This window comes from Streptomyces sp. NPDC017676, assembly GCF_044329325.1.
In the GTDB taxonomy this organism is placed as follows: domain Bacteria; phylum Actinomycetota; class Actinomycetes; order Streptomycetales; family Streptomycetaceae; genus Streptomyces.
This window is the reverse complement of sequence record NZ_JBIRJA010000002.1, coordinates 1-15,203: the sequence shown is the minus strand read 5'-3', so window position 1 is coordinate 15,203 and position 15,203 is coordinate 1. Positions and strand designations below refer to the sequence as shown.

The 15,203-nt window shown below is 73.1% G+C and carries 13 protein-coding genes; 4 read left to right on the top strand and 9 right to left on the bottom strand.

From position 1 onward, the window contains the following. Positions 1-156: 156 nt before the first annotated feature. The 5 genes from ACH4LD_RS04515 to miaA all read right to left on the bottom strand — a co-directional run bounded on the left by ACH4LD_RS04515 (position 157) and on the right by miaA (position 7,345). Positions 157-1,680 carry a M1 family metallopeptidase gene (locus ACH4LD_RS04515; RefSeq protein ID WP_398054550.1) on the bottom strand — a complete coding sequence of 508 codons (1,524 nt, stop codon included), beginning with the start codon at positions 1,678-1,680 and terminating at the stop codon, positions 157-159. A 154-nt stretch (positions 1,681-1,834) separates the two neighbouring features. Continuing rightward, a complete protein-coding gene (locus tag ACH4LD_RS04510; protein ID WP_398054551.1) occupies positions 1,835-4,303 on the bottom strand; it encodes a RelA/SpoT family protein in 2,469 nt (822 codons plus the stop codon). A 186-nt stretch (positions 4,304-4,489) separates the two neighbouring features. After that, on the bottom strand, positions 4,490-5,359 hold the full coding sequence (gene dapF / locus ACH4LD_RS04505; RefSeq protein ID WP_398054552.1) for a diaminopimelate epimerase: 870 nt from the start codon (positions 5,357-5,359) through the stop codon (positions 4,490-4,492). Positions 5,360-5,405: 46 nt separating this feature from the next. Further along, complete coding sequence (locus ACH4LD_RS04500; RefSeq protein ID WP_398054575.1) at positions 5,406-5,870, bottom strand: hypothetical protein; 465 nt, start codon at positions 5,868-5,870, stop codon at positions 5,406-5,408. Between the two features lie 536 nt (positions 5,871-6,406). Continuing rightward, complete coding sequence (gene miaA, locus ACH4LD_RS04495) at positions 6,407-7,345, bottom strand: tRNA (adenosine(37)-N6)-dimethylallyltransferase MiaA (protein WP_398054553.1); 939 nt, start codon at positions 7,343-7,345, stop codon at positions 6,407-6,409. 241 nt (positions 7,346-7,586) lie between these two features. On the opposite strand from miaA, the gene ACH4LD_RS04490 reads away from it, so the two are divergent. After that, on the top strand, positions 7,587-7,817 hold the full coding sequence (locus tag ACH4LD_RS04490) for a hypothetical protein (protein WP_398106154.1): 231 nt from the start codon (positions 7,587-7,589) through the stop codon (positions 7,815-7,817). 24 nt (positions 7,818-7,841) lie between these two features. Further along, positions 7,842-8,129, top strand: coding sequence for an antitoxin (locus tag ACH4LD_RS04485; RefSeq protein ID WP_398054555.1), 288 nt, complete (start codon positions 7,842-7,844; stop codon positions 8,127-8,129). Between the two features lie 433 nt (positions 8,130-8,562). Here ACH4LD_RS04485 and ACH4LD_RS04480 read toward each other — a convergent pair whose 3' ends face one another. From ACH4LD_RS04480 to ACH4LD_RS04470, 3 genes are all read right to left on the bottom strand, one after another. After that, entirely contained in the window at positions 8,563-9,276 is a 714-nt protein-coding gene (locus ACH4LD_RS04480; RefSeq protein WP_398054556.1) for a class III extradiol dioxygenase subunit B-like domain-containing protein, read from the bottom strand. Between the two features lie 184 nt (positions 9,277-9,460). Beyond that, entirely contained in the window at positions 9,461-10,990 is a 1,530-nt protein-coding gene (gene miaB, locus ACH4LD_RS04475) for a tRNA (N6-isopentenyl adenosine(37)-C2)-methylthiotransferase MiaB (protein WP_398054557.1), read from the bottom strand. 56 nt (positions 10,991-11,046) lie between these two features. Then, positions 11,047-11,907, bottom strand: coding sequence for a LysR family transcriptional regulator (locus ACH4LD_RS04470; protein ID WP_398054576.1), 861 nt, complete (start codon positions 11,905-11,907; stop codon positions 11,047-11,049). Positions 11,908-12,206: 299 nt separating this feature from the next. On the opposite strand from ACH4LD_RS04470, the gene ACH4LD_RS04465 reads away from it, so the two are divergent. Beyond that, positions 12,207-12,728 carry a regulator component gene (locus ACH4LD_RS04465; RefSeq protein ID WP_398054558.1) on the top strand — a complete coding sequence of 174 codons (522 nt, stop codon included), beginning with the start codon at positions 12,207-12,209 and terminating at the stop codon, positions 12,726-12,728. After that, positions 12,721-13,869 carry an MAB_1171c family putative transporter gene (locus ACH4LD_RS04460; RefSeq protein ID WP_398054559.1) on the top strand — a complete coding sequence of 383 codons (1,149 nt, stop codon included), beginning with the start codon at positions 12,721-12,723 and terminating at the stop codon, positions 13,867-13,869. Before ACH4LD_RS04465 ends, ACH4LD_RS04460 begins: the two co-directional genes overlap by 8 nt. Positions 13,870-13,973: 104 nt before the next feature. On the opposite strand, the gene ACH4LD_RS04455 is transcribed toward ACH4LD_RS04460, so the two are convergent. After that, positions 13,974-14,810 (bottom strand): SDR family NAD(P)-dependent oxidoreductase, encoded by an 837-nt coding sequence (locus ACH4LD_RS04455; protein WP_398054560.1) that lies wholly within the window; start codon positions 14,808-14,810, stop codon positions 13,974-13,976. Between the last annotated feature and the right edge of the window lie 393 nt (positions 14,811-15,203).

Sequence of the window (15,203 nt, the reverse complement as noted above, 5' to 3'; positions counted from 1 at the left end):
ACGGCGTCGGCGTCACGGCCTCGCCACGGCGGGTGGTCACATGATGTGCAACGCACGAGTACCCCGGGAGATTCCCGTGTCCCGTGCGCGCCCACCCCTAGATGGTCGCACGGTACGGCACGTCTCGTCACTGGGTTATCGCCAGGCGTCACCGGGTCACCGCCGGGTGCGGGGCGGGGTGGGCTGGGCCGATGGCGCCTGCTTCCAGTCCGGGTGGCCGGGCATCGGCGGGGTCTTCTCGCCGTACAGCCATGCCTTGAAGAAGGCGCTCAGGTCGCGGCCGGCGATGGCCGAGGCAAGCTGGACGAAGTCGGCGGTGGTGGCGGTGGCGTCCTGGTGCTCCCGGACCCAGATCCGCTCCAGCCGCTCGAAGGCCGGCCGGCCGATCTCCTGCCGCAGGGCGTAGAGGGCGAGGGCGGCGCCGTCGTAGATGCTGGGCCGGAAGATGCTGATCTTCTGGCCCGGGACGGGCGGCTTGGGCCGGGCGGGTGGGCCGCCGGCCTCGCGCCAGCGGTCGGAGGCGCCGTAGGCGGCCTTCATCCGGTCCTCCATCGGCCGGTGCGCCGTCTCCTCGGCGTACAGCGCCTCGTACCAGGTGGCATGGCCCTCGTTCAGCCAGACGTCGGACCAGCTGCGGGGGGTGACGCTGTCCCCGAACCACTGGTGGGACAGCTCGTGCACCATGATCGACTCGACGTACCACTTGGGGTAGGCGGGCTCGGTGAACAGTCCCTTCTCGAAGAGCGAGAGGGTCTGCGTCTCCAGTTCGAAGCCCGTGGAGGCCTGGGCCATGAGCAGGCCGTAGGTCTCGAACGGGTACCGGCCGACCTTGCTCTCCATCCACGCGATCTGGTCGGGGGTCTTCGCGAGCCACGGTTCGAGGGCCTTGCGGTCGCTCGCGGGTACGACGTCACGCACGGGCAGGCCGTGCGGGCCCTCGCGGCGCGGCACGGCCGAGCGGCCGATGGAGACCTGGGCGAGTTCGGTGGCCATGGGGTGCTGGGTGCGGTAGGTCCAGGTGGTGGTGGAGCCGACCCGGTCGGTGCCGGCGGGCAGACCGTTGGCGACGGCGGTGTAGCCGTTCGGGGCGGTGATCCGGAAGGTGAACATCGCCTTGTCGGACGGGTGGTCGTTGCACGGGAAGACGAGGTGGGCGGCGTCGGCCTGGTTCGCCATGGCGAGGCCGTCGGAGGTGCGCACCCAGCCGCCCTGCTGGTCCTTGCCGTAGACGGGGTCACTGGTGTGGCGCACGGTGATCCGGGTCCAGCTGCCCTCGGCGAGGGGGTGCTCCGGGGTGACGACCAGGTCGTCGCCGGCGCTGGTGAAGACCGCGGGACGTCCGTCGACCTCGACCGACCGCACGGTGCCGTGCGCGAAGTCGAGGTTGAGGCGCTCCAGGTCGTCGGTGGTCCAGGCGTCGATGGTGGTGACGGCCTGGAGCGGCTTGTCGTTGGTGCCGGGGTAGGTGAGGGACAGGTCGTACGAGGTCACGTCGTAGCCCGGGTTGCCCAGGTAGGGGAAGAGCCGGTCGCCGACGCCTTGCGGTTCGGGCGGCGCCGCGGCGGCCAGCAGGCAGACGGAGACGGCGGAGGCGAGCAGGGCCGCCTTCCGGTGCCGGGAGACCTTGGGCGTGGTCCGGGGGACGGCGGTCCGGGGCCGGGAGCGGGGGGTGAGCAGCATGGACCACCGCTACCAGTGGCTGCCCGCTCCTCGGCGGCGACGCGCGACCGGCCCACCCGAACGGGTAGCCCGGACGCCGTCGTCAGGAGGCCGGTGGCCGGCGTCCCCAGGACGCCCGTCGCCGCCGTCGTCAGAGCTCCCGTGGACGTCGTCGTCAGGACGTCCTCGGCTGGTGCTGAGCCCTCCGCACGTCGTACACCCCCGGTACGTCCCGCATGGCGCGCATCAGGGCCGGGAGGTGGGCCGCGTCGGGCAACTGGAGGGTGTAGGTGTGCCGCACCCGCTGCTGGCTGGGTGGTTCGACGGTGGCGGAGACGATCTCGACGCCCTGCACGGCGATCGCCTCGGTGAGGTCGGCGAGGAGATGGGGGCGGCCGAACGATTCAGCGACCAGGGTGACCCGGCACTCGGCGGTGTCCCCCCAGCGCACGTCGATCTCCGCGCGCCCCCTGCTCTTCATGTGCGCCACCGCCGCGCACTCCGCGCGGTGCACGGTCACCACTCCCCCGCGCACCGCGAACCCGGTGATCTCGTCCGGCGGTACGGGCGTGCAGCATCCGGCGAGCCGTACGGCGGCACCGGGTCGGTCCGCGAGGACGTCGGCGCGCCGGGAGCGGGGGGCGGGGGCACCGTCGGCGGGGCGCGCCGCCGCAGCCCCTGGAGCGGCCGGGGGCCGCGAGGGATCCGCGGGGCGGGTGCCGGACGGCCCGGCGGGGCGAGCCGTGGCGGAGCCCGCGGAACGGACCGCGGAGGGGTCTGTGGGCCGGGCCGCGGAGGGGACTGCCGAGCGGGCGGTGGCGGGGTCGGGGCGGGCGGTGGTGGCTGCGTGGCCGGCCGAGGGGGGCTGCCCCGCACGTGCCGACGCCGTGCCGGGCTCGGTGGTGGCCTCGGTGGGCCCGGCGGTGGCCCGGACGCCTTCGGCGCGGGTGTCGCCCGGCTCGGCCGGATCGGTGCCGCCGGCGGGGTGGGTCGCCAGCCAGCGCTGGATGGCGATGCGGGCGGCCGGGGTGTGCGCGTGCTCCAGCCATTCGCGGGAGGGTTCGGAGGCCGGGTCCTGCCCCATCAGGAGCTGGACCGTGTCGCCGTCGCGCAGGACCGTGCTGAGGGTCGCCAGCCGGCCGTTGACGCGGGCGCCGATGCAGGCGTGCGCGTCCTCGCCGTACTGCGCGTAGGCGGCGTCCACGCAGGTGGCGCCCTCGGGCAGGCCGAGCGCACCGCCGTCGGGGCGGAAGACGGTGATCTCCCTGTCCTGGGCGAGGTCCTCGCGCAAGGTGGACCAGAAGGTGTCGGGGTCGGGGGCGGCCTGCTGCCAGTCGAGGAGGCGGGAGAGCCAGCCGGGGCGGGTGGGATCGACGCGCTCACCGTCGGCCGAGGCGCCGGAAGACGGTGGGTTGGCCGTGGCGGTGTCGGACGCGGGGGTGTCGGCGGCGGGTGCGTACGGGTTGCCGAGGGCCACGACACCGGCCTCCGCCACCTTGTGCATCTGGTGGGTGCGGATGAGGACTTCGACCACCTGGCCGTCGGGGCGGGCGACGGCGGTGTGCAGGGACTGGTAGAGGTTGAACTTCGGTACGGCGATGAAGTCCTTGAACTCCGACACCACCGGCGTCATGCACGTGTGCAGTTCGCCGAGGACGCCGTAACAGTCCGCGTCCTCGTTCACCAGCACCAGCAGGCGTCCGAAGTCGGAGCCGCGCAGCTGTCCGCGTTTGCGGGCCACACGGTGGACGGAGACGAAGTGCCGGGGGCGGATGAGGACTTCGGCCGGGATGCCCGACTCGCGCAGCACCCCGCGCACCTCGTCGGCGACCTCGGCGAGGGGGTCGCCGGGGCGGGCGGCGTTCTTTGCGATGAGTTCTCTGGTGTGCTCGTACTCCTCGGGGTGGAGGATGGCGAAGACCAGGTCCTCCAGCTCTGTCTTCAGGGCCTGCACGCCGAGGCGTTCGGCGAGCGGGATGAGTACGTCACGGGTGACCTTGGCGATCCGCTCCTGTTTCTCGGGGCGCATCACGCCGAGCGTGCGCATGTTGTGCAGGCGGTCGGCGAGTTTGATCGACATCACGCGCACGTCGTTGCCGGTGGCGACGAGCATCTTGCGGAAGGTCTCCGGTTCGGCGGCGGCTCCGTAGTCGACCTTCTCCAGTTTCGTGACGCCGTCGACCAGATAACGAACCTCCTCCCCGAACTGTTCCCGCACCTGATCCAGGGTCACCTCGGTGTCCTCGACGGTGTCGTGCAGCAGAGACGCCGTCAGGGTCGTCGTCTCGGCGCCGAGTTCGGCGAGGATCAGGGTCACCGCGAGCGGGTGCGTGATGTACGGCTCGCCGCTCTTGCGCATCTGGCCGCGGTGCGAGGACTCCGCCAGGACGTAGGCGCGGCGCAGGGGTTCGAGGTCGGCGTCGGGATGGTGGGCGCGGTGCGCCTCCACGACATGGCTGATGGCGTCGGGCAGTCTGCCGCGGACCGCGGGGCCGAGCAGCGCGGCCCGGCCCAGTCGGCGCAGGTCGATCCTGGGCCGGGACTTTCTGCGCGCCGCCGCGGGCGCCACGGACGCTGTGAGCGCTTGTGGCGCTGTGGGCGCTACCGGGCCAGCGGTCGCAGGATTCGTGGCCTCCGCACTCATGGGCACCTCCGGCTCGTGGACCGGCGGACGGGGCCCCAGGGCGTACGCGGCTCAGGGATGGCGACGTTCCCCCGTCCGTGCCGGTGCTTGATGCTACCGAGCCCACCACGTGCGACAGACCGCCTCTCGCCGAGCGTGAAACGGATCACCCATTCGAGCGACGGAATCGAGGTTTAGGGTCGCGGGTCAGCCGAACGCGTGAGCCAGCCACTCGGCGTCGATCTCGCCCTCGGCGACGATCACGGCGGGGCCGGTCATCTCGATCTCGCCGTCCGGTCGCTCGGTGATGACGAGGCGGCCCCCGGGCACGTCGACGGTGTACGTCGCCGGGGTGCCGGTGACGGCCGGGTCGGTGCCGTCCCGCCGGGCGGTGGCCACGGCGACGGCGCACGCGCCCGTGCCGCACGAGCGGGTCTCGCCGGAGCCGCGCTCGTGCACGCGCATGGCGACGTGGCGGGGGCCGCGGTCGACCACGAACTCGACGTTCACACCGTCCGGGTAGGCGGCCGCCGGGCTGACCGGCGGCGCGGTGTACAGGTCGCCGGCGTGCGCCAGGTCGGCCACGAAGGCCACCGCGTGTGGGTTGCCCATGTTCACGTTGCGCGCGGGCCAGCTCCGCTCACCGACGGTGACCGTGACGTCTCCCTCGGGGAGGCGGGCCCGGCCCATACCGACGGTGATGTCGCCGTCCTTCGCGATGTGGACGGTCTTCACGCCCGCGCGCGTGGCGATCGTGAGGTCGCCTTCGGCCACATGGCCGGCGTGCTGGAGGTAACGCGCGAACACACGGACGCCGTTGCCGCACATCTCGGCGACCGAACCGTCGCCATTGCGGTAGTCCATGAACCACTCGGCCTCGGCGGCCATCCCCCGGGCCTCCGGGTGAGCCGCGGACCGTACGACGTGCAGCACGCCGTCGCCTCCGATGCCCGCCCGGCGGTCGCACAGGGCGGCGACGGCGGCCGGGGACAGGTCGAGGGCGTTCTCGGGATCCGGAACGATCACGAAGTCGTTCTCGGTGCCGTGACCCTTGAGGAAGGCGATCCTTGTGCTCATTCCTCGATCGTACGGGGTGGGTACGACAGTGCCCGTTCCGGCGGGTCTAGCGCAGGCGGGCGACGCGCCACACCGCGAGCACGACGACCACGGCCACCAGGAGCACGTACCCGAGCACCACCCGCCAGTCGGGGCGGCGGCCGGAGCCGCGCGGGGGGAGGCCGGGCCAGGTGTAGCCCACCCGGCGGGCGGCCATCATGCCCCAGCCCGCCGCGCAGGAGCAGATCAGCAGGCCGAGCATGGCGATGACCGCGCCGCTGTCGCCGAAGTCGAAGGCGAGCGGGAAGGCGAACATCAGGGAGCCGACGGCGGCCAGGCCCACGATGGGGGCGAGCTGCCAGATGCGCAGCCGGCGCTGCGGGCGCAGCTCGACCTCGACCTCCGGCCCGCTCGGGTACATCTCCTCGGGCGCCGGTCCGTCGGCGGTCACACCGCCCACGGTGTCGTCGGGCCCGTCATCGGCCAGAGGGTCTTCGGGAAGGCTGTCGTCGGCAAGGCCGGGCTCGGACAGAAGGTCGTCGGCGAGGCTGTCACTGGGGAGGCCGGGCTCGGACAGAAGGTCGTCGGCGAGGCCGTCACCGGAGAGGCCGGTCCCGGACAGAAGGTCGTCCGCGAGGCCGGTCCCGGACAGACGGGTGTCGGACAGACCGGTCTCGGGCCGACGGTCGTCGGAGTGGCTGTTCCCGGTCGAGGGGTCCTCGGTGCGGCGGCCACCCGAGAAGCCGTCGTCGGACAGGCCGGTCTCCGTGAGGCTGTCCTCGCACAGGCCGTCCTCGGGGACGGGCGCGTCGAGCAGGGCGTTCTCGCGCGGACGGCTGTCGGCTCGTCCGTTCACCCGTGGGCGGTCCCCGCCGGGGCGCGGGCCGCCCCGGCCCGGATCGTCACCCTCTGTGGTGACGTGCTCGGCACTTCGTGCGGTGTCGCGAGGGCCGGCCTCCATCGCCACGCGCCCTCCCAACTAGGCTCCACTTGGTCGATCGAAGCTCGATGATGGCACGGCGCCCAAGGCCGCGATGACCGGCGGCGCATCCCGATGCCATGACGTGATCAGGCTGTAACCGGTCGTTCGACCAACGTCAGGGCCTGCTGCGGAAGTTCCCGGCGATCCACCGCGGCCCCACTCAACCAGTGCACCCGGGGATCGCGCCTGAACCATGAATCCTGGCGGCGCGCGAAGCGCTTGGTGGCACGGACGGTCTCGGCCCGCGCTTCCGCTTCGGTGCACTCCCCGGCCAGTGCCGCCAGCACCTGCTGGTAGCCGAGCGCGCGCGACGCCGTGCGCCCCTCGCGCAGGCCTCGCGCCTCCAGTGCGCGCACCTCCTCCACGAGGCCCGCCTCCCACATGCGGTCGACGCGCCGCGCGATGCGGTCGTCCAGTTCCGGACGAGCCACGTCGACACCGATCTGGACGGTGTCGTAGACGGAGTCATGACCGGGCAGGTTGGCCGTGAAGGGCTGGCCGGTGATCTCGATCACTTCCAGGGCACGGACGATGCGGCGGCCGTTGCTCGGCAGGATCGCGCGGGCGGCCTCGGGGTCGGCGGCGGCCAGCCGGGCGTGCAGCGCGCCAGAGCCGCGCAGCGCCAGCTCCTCCTCCAGGCGGGCCCGGACCTCCGGGTCGGTGCCGGGGAACTCCAGATTGTCGACGGCGCCACGGACGTACAGACCGGAGCCGCCGACCAGGATGGGCCAGCGGCCCTCGGCGAGCAGGGCGTCGATCCGCGCGCGGGCCAGTTTCTGGTACTCGGCGACCGACGCGGTGACCGTCACGTCCCAGATGTCCAGCAGGTGGTGCGGGACGCCGCCGCGCTCCTCGGGCGTCAGCTTGGCGGTACCGATGTCCATCCCTCGGTACAGCTGCATGGAGTCGGCGTTGACGATCTCGCCGCCGAGCCGCTGGGCCAGGAAGACGCCGAGATCGGACTTTCCGGCCGCGGTGGGTCCGACGACGGCGATGACGCGGGGGGCGGGGGGTGCACTGCTCACCGCACCAGTCTCGCAAACCTCCCGGCGAGGTCTCGAACGAGTTACGTGACGGTGTACGTCCCGGGTCGTTGCCCGTGCGAGGTGACGCCCGCCGGGCTGCCGGGGCGGTGACCCGGGCGGCGCAACCTTACGCACCGGGTGACGCGGGAATTCGCCCGCACGAGTACCGTATGGAGTGGATATGGGCGTGTTTGCACGGCTTCTCGGCCGATCGAAGGCGACTGCGGAGGCGTCGCCGGCGGTGGACGCCGGCACGGAGCCGGAGGAGACCGAGGCGGAGCAGGCGGAGTCGGCGTCGGCGAGGGGAACCGGTCCGGCGGAGGCGAAGGATGCGTCCGGTGACGGGCACGAGGACGGAGCCGTGCGCTCGGACTCCGGTACGGACGGCGCCTCCGAGGGGGCCGGGATCCCCCGGCAGCAGTCCGCGGGCGAGGCCGTCGACAGCGAGGCCGGCGAGGGCGCCGGCAGATGACTGTCCCGCGAGGGAAGGTGGACCATGGGTCTGATGGACAACATGAAGGCCAAGCTGGGCCCGGCCAAGGACAAGGTGTCGGACCTCGCGCGGCAGCACGGGGACAAGGTCCAGCACGGGATCGACAAGGCCGCGAAGGCCGTCGACCAGCGGACCAAGGGCAAGTACAGCGACAAGATCCAGGCGGGCACGGGCAAGGCCAAGGAGGCTATGGACCGCCTCGCGCACAAGAGCGGCCCCGAGGCGGCGCCCCACGACCCGATGACCCCGACCCGTCCGACCCACCCGGAGGGCCCGCCACCGGCTTCGTGAGGGCCGACGGTCGTTCCTGGTGACCACGCGCCCCGGGCGTCCCGCGATCTGCGGGGCGCCCCGGGCGACGTGCGCGGTCCGCCGAGAGCCGGGCAGGGGTTCCTCCGTCCGCCCCCGCGCCGGCGTCGTGGAACAGGTCGCGCGGGAGCGGGGTCGTACGTCAGCACATGCGGTGACGGCGCGATACGTCAGCGCGAGGGCAGGGCCGGAGGGCAACGCGCGGAGGCAGGACCCCACGCCAGCACACGCGGGAGCAGGGCCGGACGGCAACGCGCGGGGGCAGGACCGTACGCCAGCACACGCGGGAGCAGGGCCGTACGTCCGCGCGCCGGAAGCAGCGCCGTAACACCCGCGGCACCGGAAACGTCCGCGCAGTCGCGCCCGCACGCGCGCGTGAGGCAGTCGTACGGCCGCCGGCCCCTCGAACCCGGGCTCAGGACCAGGTCGCGACCATGTACCCCACTCCGTACGGCGCGTCCTCGTACAGCAGCGCCCCGCCGAGGTTCGCGTTCTCGGCCGCGCCGGCCAGGATCTGCCAGGGCGCGCGGCCCGCGGCCTTCAGTTCGCGGGCCAGGGACGGGTCCAGTGCCCGCAGGGCGGCCAGGTCCGCCGCGCCGAGTGCCCGGGCGGCGTCCGCGTCGAAGGGTGCCGCCCGCTCATCCAGGTAGCCCGGCGCCTTGACCGTGCGGCAGGCGCTGCCGTCCCCCATCACCAGCAGGGCCACCCGCCCGGCCCTGCCGGCCAGTTCCCGTCCGGTCTCGGCGCACCGCTCCGGCTCCAGCGTGTCCGCCACTCCGAGTCCCTCGATCGGGGCATCGGACCAGCCGGTCCGCTCCAGCAGCCAGGCGCCGACGGCGAGTGAGGTCGGCAGCAGGCGCTCCGGGGCGGGGTGAGCGGCCGGCCCCAGATGTACGTCCAGGTCGACCCCGAATCCGCGGAAGGTGCCCGGAGTGCCCTGGGAGAACGGGCCGCGCCCGCCCTCCTCGGCGGTGCCGACGACCACCAGCAGGTCGGGGCGGGCGGCGGCGAGCACGCCGAGCGCGTCCGTGCAGGCCGCGCGGGCGGCGTCCAGTTCTGGCGCGGCGCCCGCGGCGACCTCGGGCACGAGCAGCGGTGGGCAGGGGCAGACAGCGGCGGCGACAAGCATGATCGGCAGCGTAACCCCGCGCACGGGGCGCGTGTCACTCCTCGACCAGCACGTCCGTCAGGCCGGTCACCGCCGGGCGAGCACCACGAGCCTGCCGTCGTTGATCGGGTGCTCGACGGCGAGGTGGTCGGAGAGCGCGTCTCCCGGGCCGACCTCATCGCCACCGACGGGGCTGGACCGGGCCTCAGTCGCAGCCGCAGGCGCTCCCCGTGGTCGCCGGCAGTGGTGCCGGGACACCGATCTTCGGCAGGCCGAGCATGACACCCGCGGGCTTGGCGGCCGCGGCGGCGGTGCGCTTCTCCCAGGCGTCCCCCGCGCGCGTGCGGCGCACGCCGAGGACGGGGCCCTCGGCGAGGAGGTGGTGCGGGGCGGCGTACGTGACCTCGACGGTGACGACGTCGCCGGGGCGCACCTCCTGGTCCGGCTTGGTGAAGTGGACGAGGCGGTTGTCGGGGGCGCGTCCGGAGAGACGGTGCGTCGCACCGTCCTTGCGGCCCTCGCCCTCCGCGACCATCAGCTCCAGCGTGCGGCCGACCTGCTTCTTGTTCTCCTCCCAGGAGATCTCCTCCTGGAGGGCGACCAGCCGCTCGTAGCGCTCCTGGACGACCTCCTTCGGGATCTGGTTCGCCATGGTCGCGGCGGGGGTGCCGGGACGCTTGGAGTACTGGAAGGTGAAGGCCTGCGCGAAGCGGGCCTCGCGGACGACGTGCAGCGTCTGCTCGAAGTCCTCCTCGGTCTCGCCGGGGAAGCCCACGATGATGTCGGTGGTGATCGCGGCGTGCGGGATGGCCGCCCGCACCTTCTCGATGATCCCCAGGTACCGGTCCTGGCGGTACGAACGGCGCATCGCCTTCAGGACCGTGTCCGAGCCGGACTGGAGCGGCATGTGCAGCTGCGGCATCACGTTCGGCGTCTCGGCCATGGCGGCGATGACGTCGTCGGTGAAGTCGCGCGGGTGCGGGGAGGTGAAGCGGACCCGCTCCAGGCCCTCGATGGTCCCGCAGGCACGCAGCAGCTTGCTGAAGGCCTCGCGGTCGCCGATGTCGGAGCCGTAGGCGTTGACGTTCTGGCCGAGCAGGGTGATCTCGGAGACGCCCTCGCCGACCAGGGCCTCGATCTCCGCGAGGATGTCGCCGGGGCGGCGGTCCTTCTCCTTGCCGCGCAGGGCCGGGACGATGCAGAAGGTGCACGTGTTGTTGCAGCCGACGGAGATCGACACCCAGGCCGCGTAGGCGCTCTCGCGGCGGGTCGGCAGCGTGGAGGGGAAGGCCTCCAGGGACTCGGCGATCTCCACCTGCGCCTCCTCCTGGACGCGGGCGCGCTCCAGCAGCACGGGCAGCTTGCCGATGTTGTGCGTGCCGAAGACGACGTCCACCCAGGGCGCCTTCTTCACGATGGTGTCCCGGTCCTTCTGCGCGAGGCAGCCGCCGACCGCGATCTGCATCCCGGGGCGCGAGGCCTTCTTCGGCGCGAGCCGGCCGAGGTTGCCGTAGAGCCGGTTGTCGGCGTTCTCGCGGACCGCGCAGGTGTTGAAGACGACGACGTCGGCGTCGCCGTCCGAGCCCTCGGGGGCCCGCACGTACCCGGCCTCTTCGAGCAGCCCGGCCAATCGCTCGGAATCGTGGACGTTCATCTGGCACCCGTAGGTGCGGATTTCGTAACTCTTGGATCCTTGAACGTCCACTGCCGGGCTCCGGTCGCTGCTGCTGGTCATGCGTCAAGGGTAGGCGGTCCCGAGGGGCGCGATCGCTGCCCTGCCGGCCGGTGGCCTCAGGCCCGGCCCCCGGGGCATTCCGGCGGACCGTCCGCGACGAGCCCCCGCACGGTCTCGGCGAGCCCCGGGACGAGATCGGTCTCCGTGCCCCGCACCCAGGCCATCGCGACGCGCATGGGTTCGACACCCAGCAGCGGGACCCAAGTGAGGTCGGGCCGGGCGTAGTACCGGGCCATGCCGGCCGGGGCGAAGCAGATGGCCTCCCCGGACGCCACCTGCTCCAGCATTTCCTCGACGTTGTCGTTGGTCGGTCCCCAGTGTGGTGCCGAGCCGTCGGGCCGCGGGTTCACCGCCCACCAGTCCACCCAGGGCCGGGGTGCCCGCTCCGTCCACGTGAGGGGTTCGTCCTCGACGTCGGTGAGGGTCACCGCGTCGCGGGCGGCCAGCCGGTGTCCCCGGGGCAGGCCGACGACCCTGGGCTCGGAGTGGATCACCTCGCTGTGCAGGTCGGTGAGGTCGGCCGGCAGCCAGACGAAGGCGATGTCCACCCGGCAGTCGCGCAGTGCCGCCACCTCCTCGCCCCAGTCGAAGCGTTTCGGATCGACCCGGACGCCGGGCCGGCGGCGCGCGAACTCGCCGCGGGCGCGGGTGGTGAGCTCACCTGCACCGCTGGCCTCGAACCCCACCCGCAGCACCTGGGTGCCCGGCCGCCTGTGGCGCTCCGCGAGCACCCGGATGCGCTCGGCCCGGCGCAGCGTACGGCGGGCCTCCGCCACGATGTCCCGCCCGGCCGCAGTGGCCGTCACCCCGCCGGCGTGCCGGTCGAAGAGGCGTACGCCGAGCTCGGACTCCAAGTACCTGAGGGCGTACGAGGGGGAGGGCTGGGTCACGTACAGCGATTCGGCCGCCCGCCTCAGGTTCCCGGCGTAGAGCCACCCTGGGAGACGTCCGCGACGAGCTGCTCGCCTGGGAGCCGGTCAGCCGCGACGTCGACTTCGACGCCTGACCCGTCCCGGCCCAGCCCGTCCCGGCCGGTGCCTGACGGCCCCCCGACCGCGCCGTGGACCGACCCGGCGCAGAAGAAAGTTTCCGCCAAAGGCGACCGAATGACCCGGCAGGCGTGTGCAAGAGGGCGCGCGACCTGATTAGGTGTGACCCACAGTTCGTCCGCTGGTGACGGGAAGTGCTTTCTCGCCCGAACGGGGTGACACGGCAGGTGAGGAGAACGGGCGAGTACACCGCACTACGGCGCCGATGCACCGCGATCCTGCGCGATCTCGGGGTGCCCCGGTCGCTGTCCCTGGACGCGGTGCGGGAGCGGGTGGAAGAACTCAGAGGCCGTCCGCTCGTGCTGAGGGAGCTGCCCGAGGAGGCGGCGGCCACCGGAGCCTGCGGCCTGTGGCTGGCCACCGAGAAGGCCGACTACGTCTTCTACGAGGCCCGGACCGCCCCACTGCACCGGGAGCACATCATCCTCCACGAGATCGGCCACGTGCTCTGCGACCACCACCGGAGCCTCACGGACGACGGCGAACGGCCGGCCGGTGACCTCCTGGTCGGCCTCCAGCCCCATCTCGTCACACGGCTGAGGGCCAGGACCAGCTACACGAACACCGAGGAACAGGAGGCCGAGATGATCGCCACCCTGATCCAGAGCGCCGGGACCGCCGGCCGGGTGGCCGGACCTCTGGGCCGGCTCGGCGCGTTCCTCGGGGTGACGGCCGGCCCCGGTGAATGAGCTGGCGGCCCGGGTCGGACTCGCCGGCGTCGTCGCCCTGTGGTCCGCCCTCGTCTGGCGGGCCCGGCCGGCACTGCGCCACTCCCAGCAGCGGGGGCTCTGGCTCACCGTGCTGGCGGCGACCATCGCGATCACCCTCTTCCAGCCCGGGATCGTCGGCCCGCTCACGTCGGCCGGCGTCGATGTCCACACGGTGTCCCTGGCCCGCAATCTGATCGGCGTGCTCAGCGCGGGGCTGGTCCTGCTCTTCGTGGTCGACTCCAGCGGTCCGCCGCGGCTGCGCCGCTGCGCGGCGGTGGGGATGACGGCGGCCCTCGTCTCGCTGCTCGTCCTGGATCTGCTGCACGTCGGCACGGGAACGGCGTCCGCCCAGGGGCCCGCGTCCGCCGCGTCCGCCTACTGGCTGATCCTCATCGCCGCCCATCTCGCCGGTGACGCCGCCGCCGTCGTGGTCTGCTGGCGGTACAGCCTGCGGACGACCGAGCGCGATCTCCTCTGGTCGCTGCGCCTGTTCGCGGCGGGCAGCGTGCTCGCCCTCACCTTCTGGTCCGGCTACCTCTGGCACCTCTACGACCGTGACCCGCGTCTGCTGCCCTGGCTGACGGTGATCATGAGTCTGCACGGCTTCCTGCGGGCGGCGTCCCTGCTGGTCCCCAGCGCGAGCGCCCTCGTACGGTCGGCCGGCGCACTGCGGACGGTCTGGCGGCTGTGGCCGCTGTGGCGCGACCTGGTGACGGCGGTGCCCCATGTGGCCCTCGCCGGGCCCCGGCGGTCCCGGCTCCAGGAGGTGCTGCGGCCGCGCCTTCCGCCGGCCTTGCAGGCACACCGGCAGACCATCGAGACGTACGACGCCCTTCTGACCCTCCAGCAGTACGTGCGGCCGGACGCCTACGAGAGCGCGTACCGGTACGCCAGGCGGGCGGGGGTACGGGACGACCGTCTGGCGTCCGCCGCGCTCGCCGGTGCCGTGCACCAGGCCAGGCGTGCCGTCCTCGCCGGCGTCACCCCGGCCGACCCGCACCCGCTGCCCGGGGTGACGCACGGCAGTCCCGAGACACTGCTCGGCATCGCCCGGATGTGGCCGGCCATGACCGACGCACTCCCCTGCCACGACCGGACCTTGCCGACCCAGCGACGTTGAAGCCTGGCCGACCGCCGAGCCTGGCCGACCGCCGAGCCGGGACACCGGCCCAGCAGCACCGAACCCCCCGTAAGCCGCGCTGAACCGGCCGTTCTGGAGCCTGGTCAGACGGAAGCGGCGGAGCCGTTCTCGGCGGTGCGGGGCGTGATCCGGTAGTCGAACGCGAGTGTTCCCGGGTCGAGGGCCGTCGCGCCGCCGTCCACGGTGAGCACCGCGCCGTTGACGTACGACGCCGCCGGGGACAACAGCCAGCCGATCGCCTCCGCGACCTCGCGCGGCTCGCCCGGACGCCCCTGCGGCAGCAGCCTGGTGGCCTCCGCGTAGGCCGCTTCCACCCCGCCGCCCGACAGTTCCGCCTCCGCGGCGAAGCGCGCCATGCGCCGGTCGGCCATCTCGGTGCGCACCCAGCCGGGGCACACGATGTTGGCCCGCACCCCCTGACGCCCGTAGTCGACGGCGACGGACCGGCACAGCTGGAGCAGGGCGGCCTTGGAGGTGGCGTACGGCGCGTTGCTCGTGCCGTTGCGCAGCGCGGACACCGAAGCCACGGCGACCACCGCCCCCCGGGACTCCAGCAGGTGCGGGATCGCGGCGCGCAGCAGGAGGAGCGGACCGGTCACGTTGGTGCGCATCACCTCGTCCCAGTCCCGCAGCGACATGTCGCCCACGGCTCCCCCGCGCCCGATGCCCGCGTTCAGCACCAGCCCGTCGAGCCGTCCGTAGGCGGCCACGGCCGCCTGGACCAGTCCCTCGGCCGCGTCGGGGTCCCCGACGTCGGACGGATGCGCCAGCGCCCCCGTCTCCCGCGCGAGGCGCTCCAGTGGTTCGGCCCGGCGGCCGGAGACGACCACCTGATGACCCGCCTCGGCCAGCAGCCGGGCCGTGGCCTGGCCGATACCCGAGCCCCCGCCGGTCACGACGACAACGCGCTTGTCCTCCATCGCAGTTCAGGCCCCTTCACCGAGATCGCCGAGCATCACCGAGATCGTCAAGCGCGACCGAGCTTAGGACCCACCGCTGCGACGGTGACGACTTCCGGCCAGCATCCGCGCCGGCGGACGGCACGGCAACTCCCTTCTCTCACTTCTTACTTCACACCTTGACGGAAGTGGTCTGGACCTCTAGTTTCGCCGGGCGACCACCCCACCCCACGAAAGGGCACCCCCACCATGCCCAGAGCCAGGTCCATCCCCGCGTCCGCGTCCGCCGCGCTGACGGTCGCCGCTCTCACCCTGTCCACCGGGCTGTTCGCCGCCTCCCCCGCACAGGCCGCCACCGGCACGATCACCGGCCTCGCCGGCAAGTGCCTCGACGTCGCCGGGGCCAACTCCGCC